This is a genomic window from Chryseobacterium rhizosphaerae, from assembly GCF_003385455.1.
Classification (GTDB): Bacteria; Bacteroidota; Bacteroidia; order Flavobacteriales; family Weeksellaceae; genus Chryseobacterium; species Chryseobacterium rhizosphaerae.
On record NZ_QNUF01000025.1, the window covers coordinates 23,261 to 41,445 of the forward strand.

At 36.1% G+C, this 18,185-nt stretch carries 7 protein-coding genes and 3 pseudogenes; all 10 read right to left on the reverse strand.

Annotated elements, in window-relative coordinates; all coding sequences use genetic code 11:
• Positions 1 to 161: 161 nt before the first annotated feature.
• A complete protein-coding gene (locus DRF57_RS18080) occupies positions 162 to 572 on the reverse strand; it encodes a DUF4279 domain-containing protein (protein WP_115920023.1) in 411 nt (136 codons plus the stop codon).
• Between the two features lie 415 nt (positions 573 to 987).
• Entirely contained in the window at positions 988 to 1,497 is a 510-nt protein-coding gene (locus tag DRF57_RS18090) for a hypothetical protein (RefSeq protein WP_123863347.1), read from the reverse strand.
• A 346-nt stretch (positions 1,498 to 1,843) separates the two neighbouring features.
• Positions 1,844 to 2,320 (reverse strand): DUF6843 domain-containing protein, encoded by a 477-nt coding sequence (locus DRF57_RS18095; RefSeq protein ID WP_123863348.1) that lies wholly within the window; start codon positions 2,318 to 2,320, stop codon positions 1,844 to 1,846.
• A gap of 3 nt (positions 2,321 to 2,323) precedes the next feature.
• Positions 2,324 to 3,268 (reverse strand): annotated as a pseudogene (locus DRF57_RS18100) (RHS repeat-associated core domain-containing protein); the annotation flags it as partial.
• A gap of 487 nt (positions 3,269 to 3,755) precedes the next feature.
• Positions 3,756 to 4,232 carry a hypothetical protein gene (locus DRF57_RS18105; RefSeq protein ID WP_115920030.1) on the reverse strand — a complete coding sequence of 159 codons (477 nt, stop codon included), beginning with the start codon at positions 4,230 to 4,232 and terminating at the stop codon, positions 3,756 to 3,758.
• Positions 4,233 to 4,241: 9 nt separating this feature from the next.
• Positions 4,242 to 5,105 (reverse strand): annotated as a pseudogene (locus DRF57_RS18110) (hypothetical protein); the annotation flags it as partial.
• A gap of 389 nt (positions 5,106 to 5,494) precedes the next feature.
• Positions 5,495 to 5,983 carry a hypothetical protein gene (locus DRF57_RS18115; protein ID WP_115920032.1) on the reverse strand — a complete coding sequence of 163 codons (489 nt, stop codon included), beginning with the start codon at positions 5,981 to 5,983 and terminating at the stop codon, positions 5,495 to 5,497.
• Positions 5,983 to 6,945: pseudogene (locus DRF57_RS18120) on the reverse strand (RHS repeat-associated core domain-containing protein); the annotation flags it as partial. The pseudogene DRF57_RS18120 and the gene DRF57_RS18115, both read right to left, overlap by 1 nt.
• 920 nt (positions 6,946 to 7,865) lie before the next feature.
• Positions 7,866 to 8,369, reverse strand: coding sequence for a hypothetical protein (locus DRF57_RS18125; RefSeq protein WP_047495330.1), 504 nt, complete (start codon positions 8,367 to 8,369; stop codon positions 7,866 to 7,868).
• A 3-nt stretch (positions 8,370 to 8,372) separates the two neighbouring features.
• Entirely contained in the window at positions 8,373 to 18,185 is a 9,813-nt protein-coding gene (locus DRF57_RS18130) for a SpvB/TcaC N-terminal domain-containing protein (protein WP_167449385.1), read from the reverse strand.

An 18,185-nucleotide genomic window follows, 5' to 3' on the forward strand; every position in this document is an offset into this window, starting at 1 on the left:
CTTTCATAAATTTTATATTTCTGCCCAATCTTCTAGAATAGGGAAAATAACTGTGTTGTAAAAAAGAACCCTCGCTATTGCTGGGGTTCTTTTTCTATTCTGGACAGGAGGTGGAAACTCGTGCCACCGACTGAGATTACAATTCTAAAATAAAATTATACTTATTCTCTTTTTAAAATATAAGTATCAACTTCAATTTCTGCATTTAATTCATTTACCATATTTAAAAAAGATTTATTAAAATATAATACTATGCCTTGTTCTTCTATTATTTCCAACACAATATCAAATTTTATTGTAAGATGATTTATATAATTATCCACAAGTGACATCTTCTCTTTAAAAACAGCAACAAGTTTATCTGAAACTTCCTCAAAATATACCGTACTAGAATGTACTGAATATTCCCATGCTGATTCCTCTCTCTTTTTATTTTTTTTATTATTTGGGATCAATTCTCCTTCCATCCATGTATTGGTAGGAACAATTCCTAATAATAGTGTAAAATCGTTTGGATCAAAAGAACATCCAAATATTGAAAAAGTTATCTTGATATTAGTATTGTAATCCATAATTTATTTGTCAGTTATATATTCACCCGTATGTATTGGTTCCCCACTGGAGCGAGCTTCCAGCTCATGTTAATCAGACATTTGTTTATAAATTTACAGCTATTTCCAATATTTTCTGATCAACGTCACAATAATTCCTATTGCTACTATATTTACATTCCCATGGTTCTATCACAAAACTGCTTACAACAGGATTTTGATGGATATAATTTAGCTTTTGTTCATATTCTAAAATAGGAAAAATGATCATAATAGTATTGTAAAGCCAAAACCCTTGCAATGCAAGTGATTTGATTTTTATTCTAAGCACGAGCAAGATAGGATTTCAAAATTTGAACCCGAAGACCACAATCGTATATTTTCCGTCATCAATGCTTTTATGACCAAAAGAAAAATACTTTGTAATTCATCTTTATTAGGGTGTGTTAATGTCAATAATTTCACATTCTTTGTATTTTGAAATAATTTTTCTTTGAAAATCACCAATATTAAAATTAGAAAAGTTCACAAAAATTGCTAATTGAGAATTCAGTTTATAAATCCTATTTATCTTAATATTATAGGGGTCTATACAGTTTTTAGCCTTAATTTGTTTTATAATACTATCCAAATTATTGGGGTATTTAAAACAAATTAGTTCAGCGTAAAAAACATTTCCTTTCTTTTTGTCAAATAAATTAACCGCTTTCTCTATATTGTAATACTCTGATTTACAATCAACACCACAATGTATGGTATATAATTCAACAAAATCTAATCTATCTTTGCCACTAATAGAATCAACAAAATAACTTGTATGGTATTTTTTATAAATAATAGCCGTAAATTCCTGTGATTCTGTTATATCGCATTTGTTTTTTTTAACATCTTTACAAGATATAAAACACAAAAAAAACATTATGGAGTATTTAAAAATATCTGACATTCTTTTGTTTTTTATATTCTAAATTATCAATTCTAGTCACCATACCTTTTGCTCCCCGCTAGCACGTGCTAATCGGACATTATTTTATAAATTTACACCTATTTCCAATATCTCCTAATAATCACAGTAATTTCTAGCACTACTATATTTACATTCCCATGGTTCTACAACAAAGCTATATTCAAAGAGTTTTGATAAATATAATTTAGCTTCTGTTCATATTCTAAAATAGGAAAAACAACCATATTGTAAAAAAGAACCCTCGCTATTGCTAGAGTTCTTTTTTATTCTGGAAACGAGCTGAAAGCTTGCGCGAGCAAAGGGGGGAATGTTAATTTAATAACTATTAAAAATTATATCCTGTTTTCTTCATAATCTGTTTATTATAATCATTTTCATAATCTGATTTGAAAAAAGACTCAAGACTATCAAGACTGGAAACATAAAACCCAAAATATCTTAAACTTTTTTTATCATCAGAATTCCCCATAACCCCAAATTCTTCATTATAAATTTTTACGGTCGTTCGTTTCACCTCTCTCAGTGATTCTATAGGAGTTTTATTTCCCAAAGAATCTACAAAGAAATAGTGTGTCTTATAATTTGCTTTCTCTTTTCTAAATTTACTTAATAATATCCCATCCTCAGGGATTAAATAAACTCTTTCTCCCTTATCTAATATTTTCATATTTTCATAATTTTGATTAAAAATTACGACTACTTTACCTGTAAAACCCTTAGGAATTAATACAATTTCCGTTATATTTTTTGTTTTACATGATAAACAAAGGAAAACTATAAATAATATTATATATTTCTTCATAAATTATGGAATTACTTGTTTAATTTTGTCTAACCATTTATTCACATTGATATACTTTGTTTGTTGTACAGGAGAGCTTTTCATTTTGTTATTCCACTCAGTAGGGGTATAATTTGTTGTTGAACTATTCCCTAAAACCGTAACTCCAGTAAATTCTCTTTTATCATTATAGTGGATCCACATTGTTGAGCTCATCATTTGAGCATTCCCATCCCCTCCAACATTTACTTCTGGATATTTGCCTACGGCAGGTGCAACACCTATAATTAATCCTTGTCCAGATGAATCATAAATAAGTGTTTCTGCTGTAGGAAAGTTATCTCCTGATTGATTTACATTTAAATATAATGTGCCTTTGTTATCATCAGATATATTGAATCGCGTATTTACATCAATATCAAACCCTGGGTGCAATGGTAATGATCCTGCATATACATTATCTAAAATATAGTTCGTCATTCCATATTGATCTTTGGATGCTGAGGAAATAGTTGTGGTTCCTGTAGGATGGGCTGTATCTCTATATTTCTCTCTAATATTCCCTGTATCTATATTCCAAGCACTTGAATTACTCCAAGTACGTCTACTTCCTATTTGTCCTTTTTCCGGATCAAATGTAAATTGGCTATTAACCCTTGCTGTGGCACTCCTGCTTGTAGAATAGCCTCTTTTATCTCCTTCATATTGATTAACAGCTCCAAATGAAGACCATGGAGCAAAAGATCTTATTAAAAACGGCCAAGGCCAAGCTCCATTAGGATCAACAAAATTGATAGGATTGTTAAAAGAATAAATATAAGGAGAGATTTGTGGTGCTTTAAAAGCTTCGGGGTCCACATTCAACCAAAGGCTAATCCTAGGATTATAATATCTTGCCCCATAGTAATAATACCCCGTTTCATCATCCTGCTCCTTGCCATTAAACTTATAAGGTGTATTGTAAGAGTTCTTATGATTTTGCCTCTTTCCTTATTTATTGTTTTTAAAGGAATCGGCGAATCTCCTCCGTCGATTTCTACAAACACTTCTCCGCTTGGGAAATACTCTATATTTTGGGTTACTTCTCCGTCTAAACCGGTAATAAAAGAACGCCTACGCGACAGTCTGGCTCGTTCGCTAAAAAGGTCCACCGGAACTTTTCTTTACGCTCCGCCCTCTAAGTGATCAGGATGATACCAATACGTATCTTTCTCCTCTACCCCTGTATACGAAGATACACAATTTTCATCTTACTATAAAATCAAAGCCCTCACTGCTGCAAGGGCTTTGATTTCTATTCTAAGCACCAGCGAGGGGCTGATTTCCTGCATAATAATGCTTAGTATAAGACAACCCATATTTAAAGACCACTGCCCAAAAACAGCAGTGGCCTTTTCTTTATCTAAATCATTGTCTAGCTATACTTATTGCCTTAGAGACGAGCAAAATGCTTGCGCTAGCGAGAGGCAATTTTAATGAAAACTCTTTCAATATTAGGAGATAATATATTATAAAAAATTTCACAAAAATCTTTTTCAGAATAATCCATATCATTATCTATATAAAAAAGTTCTACTTGATTGATTTTTTTTTCAATTCTTTCAAAAAACTCATCCTTTAAAAAAGTAACTTCTTCATAATTTAAAGAATTTAAAAAGAAGCTCACTTTGAAAAAAGTATTTAATTTTTTAATTGTACATAAAATATAACGATTACTAAAATTACAATTTTCTTGGTTTCTAAATGAAACAAAAAAATTATATATTTCTTCTTGATTTTTAAAATACGCATCAAAACTCTCTTCATTAAAATCAACATCATCTCCTTCTAAATATCCTCTCACCACTTCAGCACCTAGCTTATTTAGTGTTTCTAGCAAAGATAATCTCGAAAGATTCTTAAAACATAAAACTGCTTCTTTATAAGTTGCCATATATTATTCCTATTTAGGTTCCTTAAATATTTTAACATTGTCTTTTCCCAGTTTCTCCTGAGCTTTCTTTATTAACCATTCTGGCGTATTATCTGACAGGTAAGTTTGTGCTGTTGCTCCCGTATCATCAGCAACTCGTTTAAGATTTGCAAGAGTACTTAAAAAAGCACTCCCTCCATTTTTGGCTTTACTAGCTCCTCCAACACTTATAAGTTCTCCATTATTCCCAATTACATCAATGGTGGTACCAATTGTTCCATCTTTTGTACGAACTACCAAATCTTTTCCATCGACCATTGCTACTCCTCCTCCCGATAACTCAGCTACCAAATTTTCTCTCTTCTTACCTAAATCCAATACATCACCAACATGTCTAAATTGTCTAAAATTATCAGCATTTTTAAAAAGTTTTTTTAATCCTTTTAAAAAATCTCCACCTGGTACCCAAGCTATCATAGCAAAAGAGATATCCCAACCATTGCCTCCTTTGAATGCGTTGTAAGTATCTTTAATGTCAATAAGCTGTCCATAGTATGGAACAAACCCTGCTCCAGTATCATGAATAAGAGTCCATGATTTTTCATAAGAGCGATTCATTCCCCTTATAACATGCTGCCTTTGATTAGCAGGAACGCTACTCATTGCATATCCCCAAGTTTGTTTTCCGTTAGGGTCAATAAGATTTATTGGACTTTGATAGCAATAAATATACGGATTATTATTCCCTGAGTTATACACTCCCCCATTATGCTCTCCATCAATATAAGCCTGATCATTCATAAACGGATTATAGTCCGCCAGTGGGTCCACACTTAACCAAAGTGATACACGAGGATTGTAGTACCTCGCTCCATAATAGTAATACCCCGTCTCATCATCCTGCTCCTTACCATTAAACTTATAAGGTGTATTGTAAGAGTTCTTATGATTTTGTCTCTTTCCTTATTTATTGTTTTTAAAGGAATCGGCGAATCTCCTCCGTCGATTTCTACAAACACTTCTCCGCTTGGGAAATACTCTATATTCTGGGTTACTTCTCCGTCTAAACCGGTAATAAAAGAACTGCTGCCTAAGTGATCAGGATGATACCAATACGTATCTTTCTCCTCTACCCCTGTATACGAAGATACACAATTTTCATCTTGCTATAAAGCCAAAACCCTCACTACTGCAAGGGCTTTGGCTTCTATTCTAAGCACGAGCAAGATGCTCACGTTAACGAAGGGGAAACATTTTAATATGATTCAAAAATATATAAAATATTACTTTGACACTCGCTCTAATATGTTTTGTATAGCATTTTCCATGATATCGTATCTTTCTGAAAAAATGTTTATATTTTTCTTTAAGTTGGCTATATCTGAAAAAATTGTATTCCGATTAACTACTTTCCATACTATATATATCTTATCTTCATATTTGAACGAAAATATAAGATAATCATCTGTAAAAGTACCAAAACTAATATGATATTTATATGTATTCATATTCTCACTATCTAAATTTGCTTTTAAATAGTAATAAATATTTTTTAAATTAAAACTATTAAAAGTTTCAAATACACATTTTGAAATAGTTTCAGAATTTATAATTTGGTTCAAACCTGAAGATAAATAACTTACATATGGAATTAAATCTTCTTTAGATCCAACAATTTTATTTTCAATAAATATCCTAGCATAGCCATAGCCTTTTTCTTTAGTTTTCAAATACTCTACAGCTATTTTTGATTTATCATCAATAATCTTCATTATTTCTTATTCTTTATTTCTTGTGGAACATTTTTTAAATCAATCTTTCTATCAGCTCCTGATTTTGTTTTCCCTACTGTAGATCCATTCCAGTGCCATTTACCGTTCCCATCACTTTGAAACCTATGGTAAATTGCTTTGGTTCTTTCCATAACTTTTGTCCATCGAGTATCTGATTTTTTAGGATCCATTACACTTTTTTCAAATAATTCAACATGATCTTCAGGTAAAACCGATTTTTTAGGATTATAATTATTAGGTTTTTTTTGTTTGGGATATGCGTCATGATGACCAGGGTTTTCATATTCCTCTGGATTAATTCCTAAGCTCATCAACATTGTCAGAGATTGTTTTAAATCTACCACTCCTGCTAAAGCAACTCCCCCTCCATATGCAGCTGTTCCTCCTCCAGCAACCGCTCCTACACCAACTGTTTCTAATCCTGTGGTGGCTGCTACTGTTCCTCCAGATGCAGCAATATTTCCTCCAGTATTTATCATCCCAATATCTGCTATGGCTCTACCAACGTAGTAAGAAATCAGATACTCTTTAGGCATACCTTTAGGTGGCTCTGTCAAATTAAGTAAATCGCCTAGCCCTAATGAAAAAGCAGATGCTACTGCATGTTCAGCTCCTAAAACAGCTGCCGTACTATGAGTAGCTATCTTTTTTAGATTTCCTAAAATCACAGAATAATTCTGTTTGCCGTTTGGATCTACATATATAACTGGACTATTATATGTATAAATATATGGATTTAAGTTTCCTGGATTATATATCCCTCCATTATGCTCCCCATCAATATAAGCCTGATCATTATAGAAAGGGTTATACTCTGCCAAGGGATCCACACTTAACCAAAGACTCACTCTAGGATTATAATATCTCGCCCCATAATAGTAATACCCTGTCTCATCATCCTGCTCCTTACCATTAAACTTATAAGGGGTATTGTAAGAGTTCTTATGATTTTGCCTCTTTCCTTATTTATTGTTTTTAAAGGAATCGGCGAATCTCCTCCGTCGATTTCTACAAACACTTCTCCGCTTGGGAAATACTCTATATTCTGGGTTACTTCTCCGTCTAAACCGGTAATAAAAGAACGCCTACGCGACAGTCTGGCTCTTTCGCTAAAAAGGTCCACCGGACCTTTTCTTTACACTCCGCTCTCCAAGTGGTCAGGATGATACCAATACGTATCTTTCTCCTCTACCCCTGTATACGAAGATACACAATTTTCATCTTGCTATAAAATCAAAGCACCAGCGAGGGGCTGATTTCCTACATAATAATGCTTAGTATAAGACAGCCCATATTTCTGGGTCTGGGTGTTGAAGATCAATCTTGCCACAGCCATTCCGTTAGGAAAAAAAACAAAGCCAACTCATAAAAGTTAGCTTTGCTTAATGTTATCTGCTCAAGGTTATAAACTTTTCGCAGTTGGTTTCATTCTGGGCACGAGCTATAAGCTCGTGCTAGCGAAGAGGAATACTAGAAAAACTTACATTACTTATTTTCAAGTTTATCAATAAATTCTTCTTCAAACAGTTTTAATTCTTTATGATAATCATCTCTATTAGCATGAGATATTCTTAAACTCTTCGATTTAGAATCGGAAATATCTATCAGTAAAAGCCAAGGTTCATTATACTTTTCTACATCAACTTTATGCTTATATTCATTGTCAGAATTTGTTATAAAGAAAAACTTAAATGAATCCTTTCCTAAAGCTATGTATCTGGATATGCTCCAAAAAGTTAGACACTTTTTAGGGCATGTCCAATTTGCAGTGGTTTTACTTTTACCTGCTCAAAGTCACAGACTTTGCGCAGCGGAATATAAAACAAAAAAGCCACCGCTATTGCGGTGGCTTTGCTTTTTATCAGTCCAGCCCAGTGGGTTTGTCATCTAATATATCACTTAATAATTGGTCATCAATATTACCTTTTCCTCTAATAAAAATTTTATAAATAAACTCTAATATTTTTGATATTTCCTTTTTAAATAAACTTAAATTAATCTTTAAAAAAGAATTTTCATTTAATATATTTTCATTATGGCTTAAAATTGTATTCCACTGAGATTCTATAATAATATCATATCCATCTTTTTTAATATTCCACATAACATCAAATGTATTTGATGGAAAAGTCATTTGAATATTGTTCTCATATGATTCTAAAAATTTATATATGTATATAAAATCCTCAAACACTATAGATAAATCATATTTATAGGAAAGGGAAACATAAATATGATTCCAATTGATATAAAAATAATCTTCACTTAAAGGGAAAATATTCTCAATTAATTCTCCTATTGATTTATATTCCTTCAATGACTTTTCATCTTCAATATGTGGATGATTTAAAACTATTTCAAACATAATTTATTCTTTAGCTTTTGGATAACCATGATAGGTTTTCTCGTTTCCATTATTTCTAATCCATATATGGGTGGCCTTTTTTGTTGTTCCGTCAGGCATGTGTACTACACTCTTTGTATCTGTAGGTAACTCAAACTCTGCTCCTTCTCTTGGTTTTAAACCAGAAGCCTTTTGTCCTGCATAATCCAAATCTTCTTGACTTCCCCATTGCCCTTGTGGGATACCTGTTTTTTTAGCTTCAGCTCCTCCTTCTTTCCATTTTAAACCGTGCTTTCCACTACCCTCATAACCCTTTTCTGGTCGTAAATTGGATAATGCGAAAATCTTTGCTTTCTCATTTGTTGGAAAAGTTCTAACAATTAAATTATCCTTTTCCGCTTTCGGGAAAGTTTTGTATTTAATTTCCTCAATTCTATTACTAGGAAATACTTCCCGTTCCGTCTTAGATGGTGATTTAGGAATAGACCTGTTAACTATCGCAGCATTTTCTTGAGCTCGATCATATTCACTATAAGCATATACAGCTGTACCAGCAGTAACTATTCCAAATAAAACCCACCCAACTGGACCTCCTCCTAATAATGCGGCTTGAGCTTGTTTCCCATTTGGATCAGTTAATAAAACAGGATTTTGATAGCAATAAATATAAGGAGATAAGTTTTTTGAATTATACACTCCTCCATTATGCTCTCCATCAATATAAGCCTGATCATTCATAAACGGATTATAGTCCGCCAGTGGATCCACATTCAGCCAAAGGCTCACCCTAGGATTGTAGTACCTTGCCCCATAATAGTAATACCCCGTCTCATCATCCTGTTCCTTACCATTAAACTTATAAGGTGTATTGTAAGAGTTCTTATGATTTTCTACAAACACTTCTCCGCTTGGGAAATACTCGATATTCTGGGTTACTTCTCCGTCTAAACCGGTAATAAAAGAACTGCTGCCTAGGTGATCAGGATGATACCAATACGTATCTTTCTCCTCTACCCCTGTATACGAAGATACACAATTTTCATTATAGCCTGCATTTTGTCCATAATTAGGGGGAGGTGTAATTCCATTCGCTGCCATAATGGCTAAGCTAGCTGTTGTATTGGCCTCCAGCTTTTCTTTAGCCACCGCTTTTTCATTGATTGCTGCACTTCCTGCTCCAAAAGGAATAATCAGCCACCCGCAATTAAATTGCCCTACATCTTTTCCTTTTCCTAATTTGCTGTTGATACGTTGGCTGCCTGCATAATAATGCTTGGTATAAGACAGCTCATATTTCTGAGTCTGGGTGTTGAAGATAATTCTTGCGACAGCCATTCCGTTAGGATAAACAGTATAATCATTTTTGGTGATCGTTTGGGAAGTTCCGTTGGATCCTGTGATCACTGCTGTGGAAAGAACATTTTTAATAATTCTTTCTCCTCCCGCATCATACGTATAGATTGCGGAACCGTCTACTTCCGGCGTGGAAGGATTGGTATCTACAAAACGCAAGCGGTTTTCTTCATCCCATAAATATTTGGTTTTAGGTTCCGTTACTTTACAGGTTTGCTGCGCAATAGCGGTAGGATTGCCTTTTTTATCGTAGGTATAGTTCTGGAACTTCACCTGAGGATTATTGACGTCACAGCATAAAGCACCCGGCACATTAGGCTCATCTACAATGGTCGTTGGCGCATGAGGTTTTGTGCTTTCATATTTGTAGTTCAATCGGTAAGAACTCGCTTCTATAGTACTCCATACATTTCCGGTATTTCCCATCGCTTTTTCATGTTTTTGGGTTTTACCCATCACATTATGCATGTTGTCGTAAGCCATGGTAACGGTGTAACGCTGACGTTCTTCCTGACTTTGCGGATTGATGCCGCGCCAGTTCCCACTTGCAGAAGTCAGTCTGTATAAATCGTCATATCCATAAGTATGGTTGGTCCCTCCACCCAATAATCCGGCCTGTGCCACGGGGGCATTGTTATGAACCTGGAGTACATTGCTTACTACATCGTACTGATACAGGTTCTTCATAAAGTAACGGTTACCAGGAGTCTGGGCATTCATTTTCAGCAGCCTCCTTCTCTTGGTCTCATATTCATAGCTGGTTGCTGTTCCGTTTCCGTATTTCAGGAATACTCTCTGGTCAAATTTATCATAGCCTAATTCATTAATGATATTTCTGGTGAAACCATCTTTTACCGAAGCCATATTCTTAAGGTTTCCGGCCAGGTTGTAATTATACGTTACTTTTTCTCCATCCGGATAGATAATCGTTTTCACACGGTTCCAGGTATCGTATTCCCATTCTGTTCCGAACCAGTATACTCCTGCTCCGGGAACAGCTACTGAACGGCGTTGATGAATAAGTTCACCCAATCTACCGTATTTCATATACTGTGTTCCGGTAGCATCTACCTGATACCATAATCTACCTACTGAATTATTATCCATGGCTGAAGCGTCCATCGCCTGACCATAATAGTATTTGACAGTATTTTCAGGGTATTTCGGGTATATCACAGCATTCAGACGGCCAAAATCATAGGTGTAAGTCACCGTTTCATTTTCAGCATTGGTTCTGGAAGTCATATTGCTGGCAGCATCATATACAAAAGTGGAAATTCCGCTGTCCGGATGGGTCATGGATGTTCTTCGCCCTAAATCATCATAAATACTGGTTGTCAGATTATTCTGTACATCTCTTACTTTTAACAAATCACCAATAGCATCATGGGTGAAACTTGTAAAAATATCTCCGGTATTGGAAGGTTCGTGTACAGTGGTTGTACGCCCTTTAATATCCACATATGTGTTCTTGACTGTTCCAAGTTCATCGGTCATTATAGTACGGAACATCTGTCTTCCTTCGCGGTCATTTCCAAAACCATATTCCACTTCAGAAATCAGGTCTTCATCCGGTAATTTAGTGGTAAGGACTCTATCCAGTACATCATACGTATTGATCGTAGAAACGATATTGTCTACCGTAGCATCATAAGTATATCCTGAAGCCTGTGCTTCTGTGGGGTAATACGTTTTCAGAGCCCTACCGAAAGCATCCTGTTCTACTTTTCCGGAAACCACATATTTAAGGCCTTTTTGGTAGAGATCTGCTGTCTTTTTCACCTGTATAGGGCTTCCAAAACCATCTGAAATACTCACCGTATTAATAGTATTATTCGCATTGTCAGGATCATAATGACGGGTTACGGCATAAGATTGTGCTCCTGTAACATTCAATGGCGCCTCTGTAACAGGTTTATATTCAAACTGTATCGTCCATGGAATATCGTTGAACATTTCATAAGGGCCAGTAATTTCAGTGGTTCTTCCCGCTGCATCATAAGCATATTGTGTCGGCTGCAGATTCATATCTTCAGTGAAAACAGGAACTCCAAACCGGAAGTCATATTCTGACTTGCTGCTATATCCAAAGGCATCTTTTACCATCGTTGGATAAGTCGCTACATTGGAATCATAGGTATACTCATGGAAGAAGCGCTGTCCCTGGTGATTAACCGGTCCTGTTGCTTTTTTAATATTTCCATACCCATCATACTCATAATTATTGACAGGATTTCCCGGACCTACCATGGTAATGGCAGTAACATTTCCTTTACTGTCATATTGAGCTGTTCTTTCCCTTATTACTCCTGTAGCAGTTGATTTTACCCCTGTAGGCAGGATGAGATAGTTTGAAGCATTGTCTGTAACCTGATATGTTATAATAGAGGTAAGCACCTCTCCGGCTCCGATCTGAACGTCTCCCGCATCTTTATTCTGTTTCAGGTTACCATAATTATCATAGACCATTTCTGTAGAGGTAGATTTACCTGCCACGGCCTGGCCTTCATAGAAACTGGAAGTCGTTTTGTCCAGTGCGGTAAAATAGGCATAATTCGTCAGCGATTTTTCTCCTTCTTTCACCGGCAGATTAGTCGCTACCGTAGCTGTATTATGGATCGTCCTTAAGCTAAGGATATTATTTTTCTCCGTCCATTTTTTCCCTGCTGCATCGTATAGTATTTCAGATAATAGAGATCCTTTTAAGAAATAGGAATTATTATTGAAAACCTGCTGGGTATATCGATAGATTTCTGTAGCAGCAGCTCCTCCATTTCCTGTATTGATCTGATTGGTTCTTACTTTCTCAAATCCATAAAATGTTCTTTCTCTTCTGCTATGGTAAGGATTTTCGTAAGTTACTGTAATCTTGGAAGCGTCCGGTCTGAACTGATTATCTCCGGTAAACCCATCATTTGTCACCACAGAAGTCATGATCCATTTACTTTGTGGCAAATCATACGTATTTCCAGTTCTTTCGTAGGTTACCTCCCAGGCTCCTCCCATTGGAGTGGTTACCTTTTTAAGGAGATTAGTAGTTCCTATCGTAGAATATTTTACAAGCCCTGCAGTATTACTGAAATTACCGTCACCATCTGTCTGTGATTGTAATAAATCCGGGAAGCCGTCTCCGTTCAGGTCTACTATCTGTTGTTTGACGTTACTATCTCCTTCCCCAAAGCTCGTACTTGGGTTTACTGAAATTTTAAGAGAATTTCCTGTAGTTCCGATAGGAATAAGGATAGATGCTGTAATTCCTACGTTCATATTATACCCTCGGGAAACATCCTGCTGAATATTGAATGCAGCATTCCATGGAATAGCAACAAATCTGTTCCCTGTATTGATCTGGACATTCAGATTTCCTCCGGAACTGGTTACCAGATCTGCAAGGCCATCATTATTGATATCTATCAGTGATGTTTTCTGATCATTAAGCGTTTCAGATTTTCCGGCTCCAAAGGCTATACTTGCATTAAACATGCTGACTCCTTTAGGCAAACCACTTGTTATGGTTCCTCCAATAGATGCACCCGCTCCAAGATTAGATGAAGTAGTGGTTCCATTTCTGAAATCACCATATGAAAGATTTTCAGGAGCGGCATAAGAGTACCCCAAATTCAGCTGAACCTGTCCATCCTTAGAAACTTTATCCAATAATCCATCCCCATTAATATCAATATAGCTATACGTAGAGTGATCTGTCCCGTCAGATGATCCTGCAGAAAAATTAAATCCTGGTTCAACAGCTTTCAATGCGGTCTGATCACTTGATTCGTTTGATTTTCCTGATAACGGATAGCTTTGTCCTACCCCCTTTCCAGAATTTTCATGATCTGTTCTATGTGGATTCTCACCGGCTCCTGCTAAAGTGCTGCCGGAAAGCATACCGATCATATTGGTGTACTGAATTGCGTTCCCGTTTAATACATCAGGATAGCCGTCTCCATTCATATCAAAATAATCCAGGGTATTAATTGTACTCCCTTTTGATTCTGTATTATTTAAAGAGAAAACGGAAAATCCTCCTGAAACCCCTTTATTGTCATTTGTTGTTTTAGACTGCTTAACTGGAGCATTAAAAACTCCTGGTGTATTTGCAGGTGTCCCTTGTGTAAGAACACTCATATCATTCATTCCCATTCTTGAAGTGGAAACATCTCTACCTTGAGCGTAAGTGGTTTTACTGATTCCAATATACCTTTGAACGTAATCAGGATTAGTGGGTGTATTAAAATCTCTTCCGTTATAAGCGTTCATCATCAGGAAAAGCCTCTGACTCAAAGGAGTAGAGTCATTCTCATCATTAGGTGGCACTAATTTACCTGGATCTATAAGCTGACTGCCATAATCCGTTAACTGGTTTTGTAACTGACTGCAAGTTGCCGGTAATGTACCATAGCCCCCATGATAAATAAATTGTCCCCAGCTTCTGTACATGGCTCCAAATCTTCCGTCATCTTTGGACAGATCTGTATTGGATCCCGTCTGGTATATTTTATCGGTATCTTTTCCGTAAACATTGATACCATGGGTTTCAAATACTGTAGGAGCAGCAGGATTTACATTTACAGACTGACGGATTTCTACTTCCAGATTGGGAATAGCTCCGTCTAATCCTTTATCAGACTCCAGATCTGTATAACATTCCACATAATAATCATTATAACGTACAATAGGTTGTGAAATAGAAAGCTCCTGCATACTGCTCACACTACCTGTCCAGTTGATGGTAGTAATGATTGGATTCCCAAAATTTCCACGCTGCATTAGTCTATTTCTAACGATATAAGTATATCTTCCTGCCGGTTTGCCCGTTAATTTTGCATATAATGAATAATTTCCATCACGACCACGCATGTCAATCCATTGCTTAAATGTTGAAACCGTATTGGTTCTTAAATTATAAAACTGAATGTCCGGGACTACGGGTAGCTCCATATCATTTCCTTCATAATTGAGGGTCAGTTTTAAATTATTAAACTTTAAGTCTTCCCATTTTTCATTTAAGTCAGATTGTACCTGAAAATATAGGATATCCTGCTCAGCTAAAACTCCTGTATTAAAAAGAAGATTCTGACTTCCAGTAGTTGTATTAGCAAACTGCTGACTTCCTATGGTTGTTACCGTACCATTCGATTGTTTTCTTACAATATTCAATGTAATCCCTTTTACTGTAAGGGGTTTAATGAATGTCCCCGTAATGATCCCCGAACTTACATTGACGGGAACTCCTGTTCCATTTTTACTGCTTACCAGCCCCATGCTATTAAGCTGGCCTAAAGGTGTTTCTGATGAATCTCTATACCAATCCCAAAGGGCACCAGGATATGGATAAGCCATTGGAGCTACACGATATACAATATCTATAGGGAGCTCTACAATATCCCCAATACCATTATCCCGTGAGTTTACTCTAAAATAGATCTCATCACCTGGCTTTACTTCCACTAATTGTTGATTAATGTAATAAGATTTATTCGAGGTATTAAGGGTTGTAAACGGAACTAAAATATTGGATGTGTTAGTATCCACCTTATATTGTTGTACACTTATTTTTACACCGTCCGGGCTTGATGAAGGAGTTTTTAATTTAACCATCCCCGTAATGTTAACGCTCCCTTCATAAGGTGCCCGCCAAACCTTAACGACATCGTGAAGGGGGGAGTTTTTATAATCCTCCAGCAGGTCATTACAATCTACAGCAGGCGTACTTATAGCAGCTCCTTTATTGATTGGATTGGGAGTCAGTAAAACATCTGTTGTATATTTTAGAACCCCATTTTCTATTCTTCCAAAATAGACCTGCCCGTTACTGACAATATCCTGAATTCCATCACTATTGACATCTGTAAAATAATTATAGGTAAGATCCTTCGTTTTTGATGTTCCGAAAGATACTCCTGCTGATGCCAGCATTGAAGCGGTTGCCTGAAAACCAAAACTATTCGTATAGCTTTTTGAGTAAGAAAAGGACTTCGAATTTTCAGGAGTTAATAAATTACTTCCAAAAGAACTTATGTCCAGTCCTTTCTTTCTATATTTAAAAACAGAATCCGGAGAATTCCATTCATTCTTCAAAACCTTATCCGGTAGTCCATCTCCATCTACATCGGTTATGGTAAGTCTTCCCCCACCTTCTCCTTCTGTATACTGATAATCTCCCCCGAGAGTTGCACTTTTAGTCAATGGATTGTAAGCCTGGGTATCACCCACTTTTGCAAGCCCAAAAGTAAGAGCGCCACCAACAGTTGTATTTTTTGAGTCCCCATGCCCCAATAGTGAAGAACTTTTTATTCCGGCATCGTTAGCAACGGCATCAATTGAAGTCTCAGGTGAATACTGAGTAGTTTCTATAGTATTAAAGTATTCTATCCTATTGGTATAAAATACACTCCCATTTGCATTTTTCTCAGTAATTGTTTCTAAAAGCGATTTAGAAAAGGCTCCTTTTTTATATTGAAACTCATAACTTCTCACCTGAGCTCCATCATATAATATCTGAATGCTCCCTAACCTTTTTGATGTCACCCGTACAAATCCAAGTCTCCCATCTACCTGTACATCTTCTCTTTGATTGGAGTCATATCCAAAATTGACATTGTATTTCTTTAAAGAAGTATTAGCATCGTTAAGGGTATATTCTATTGTATTGATATACATTTCTTTTCCTCCATTTCCAAGAGCTCCTGACAAACTGTATGTGGGCGTGTCATAATTGTACTTTACATAATTACCATTCGTATCAATTGTTTTATAAAGTGACCAGTGGCCGATATTATTTGTTCCGGATTGCCTCAGTACCGCATTCTCTACTACAGCAGTACCATCTCCTCCAAAATAATTTCTTGTTCCGTCTTTACTGATCACTTCCCACCAGTAACTTGACGGACTGCTTCCATGTCTGATGATTTTATGATACGCACCTTCTATTCTCGGATAAAACTGACGTTCTGCAGTTCTCTCTTTATCAAAACCTTCTGCACGATTCGGTAAAACGTATTTATCACCTTCTTTAAAGGTTAACTGCTCCCCACCAAAAGAATAGATTTCTGTCTCTTTTGCTCCGTCATATTTTGGGACACCCCATCTTGTATCGATACTTATCGCAGGAGTAGAAAGATCCCAACCTAAGCCCAACCAGCCATTGCCTCCCTCACTGCTATAATTTACAGATAACGAAGGCTGTACTCCTTGTCTTCCGGTGGGAATCTTAATAGGAAAACTTGTATTTACTGTTCCCATACTGTTGGGAGAAGGAGCTCCTATGCTCACAATTCCTGTGGATGGATCCGCAGCTTTTATATCTTTTATAGAATTGGGAGCATAATTTCCGGTTTCCGGAGATTCAGGTACTTTGATAATCCCCGTGATCATATCTGTAAAATGGGTTGTTTTAGAAACCAGAATCTCTTTCTCACTCATCAAAGAATCTCTTTCCAGTACCATCCATTTTTTCTGGGTATCATCAAAGTAAAAAGCTCTTATATCCTGTTCGGTATACCCGGCAGGAATTTTAGATTTGTCATAAGTCATTGATACTTTTGCAGGAATACTAAAATGTTCTCCATGAGGAAGAAAACGATATGCAAAATGCTGTTTGGTAACATTCACGAACTCAGGAGTAGTAACAGGAATATCAATATCCCGCAAAGGAGTTACTGAAAAATTCCGTGAGGTTTTCAGAGTGCCTTTATGGACTTCAAGACCTGCACCTTCCCAATGTAATTCTCCTGCTTCTCCTGCCACAATATTTTTTATCAGTGCCCGAGAAACATTATTTTCTGTTCTATAGGATGACGGAATAGAGGGATCTATTCTGACATGAACATTCCGAACCCTGTAAGTATAATCTGCATCAGAAGGAATGGTAAAGGTGATTTTATTTTTCCCCTGAAGAAGAGCAGAGGCGGGTAATGCTTCGGACTGGAAACTCCACCGGTTATTTTTTTCCACAATCTTACCTCCTGTAGCCAATTCGTCATTGATGTATTTGCTAATACCAGAGGCCTCACTCACTCCATAAAGCTCATATTCCAGCCATACAGAAGAATTGGGTTTTACAACGTCATTTACAAGTACGGTAAATATATTATCAAACACCTGGTCTATAGGGTACTCCTGATCTTTACCAATAACTCCCAGTTTAATATCTGACCTGTATAATTTGGAAGCATGGCTCTTTACATCGGATATCTTAAAAGTTTTAATGCTTTCCAATGGGCTTTCAGGTATCTTTTCTACGGCCACCCCGGTATGTAAAGGAGGTTCAGCAGCCGATGAATTTTTCTTATTTGTGGAAAAAGAGAGTTGGGAATCCGAAGATGAAATACGTTTATATTCCTTATCTATTGGTTTCTGCTCTTCTTTATGTAAAAAAAGACTGTTGGCCTGGGCATGGATCTGTGACCATGAAATAAGAAAAATAAAAGAATTAACTATTTTTCTCTGTCCTCTGATTATGTTAAATAAAGATGTCTTCAT

Excerpts from the sequence above, each read along its gene's own strand:
- DRF57_RS18115 (WP_115920032.1), bottom strand. The coding sequence starts at position 5,983 with ATGAAGATTATTGATGATAAATCAAAAATAGCTGTAGAGTATTTGAAA.
- DRF57_RS18125 (WP_047495330.1), bottom strand. The coding sequence starts at position 8,369 with ATGTTTGAAATAGTTTTAAATCATCCACATATTGAAGATGAAAAGTCA.
- DRF57_RS18130 (WP_167449385.1), bottom strand. The coding sequence starts at position 18,185 with ATGAAGACATCTTTATTTAACATAATCAGAGGACAGAGAAAAATAGTT.
- DRF57_RS18080 (WP_115920023.1), bottom strand. The coding sequence starts at position 572 with ATGGATTACAATACTAATATCAAGATAACTTTTTCAATATTTGGATGT.
- DRF57_RS18090 (WP_123863347.1), bottom strand. The coding sequence starts at position 1,497 with ATGTCAGATATTTTTAAATACTCCATAATGTTTTTTTTGTGTTTTATA.
- DRF57_RS18095 (WP_123863348.1), bottom strand. The coding sequence starts at position 2,320 with ATGAAGAAATATATAATATTATTTATAGTTTTCCTTTGTTTATCATGT.
- DRF57_RS18105 (WP_115920030.1), bottom strand. The coding sequence starts at position 4,232 with ATGGCAACTTATAAAGAAGCAGTTTTATGTTTTAAGAATCTTTCGAGA.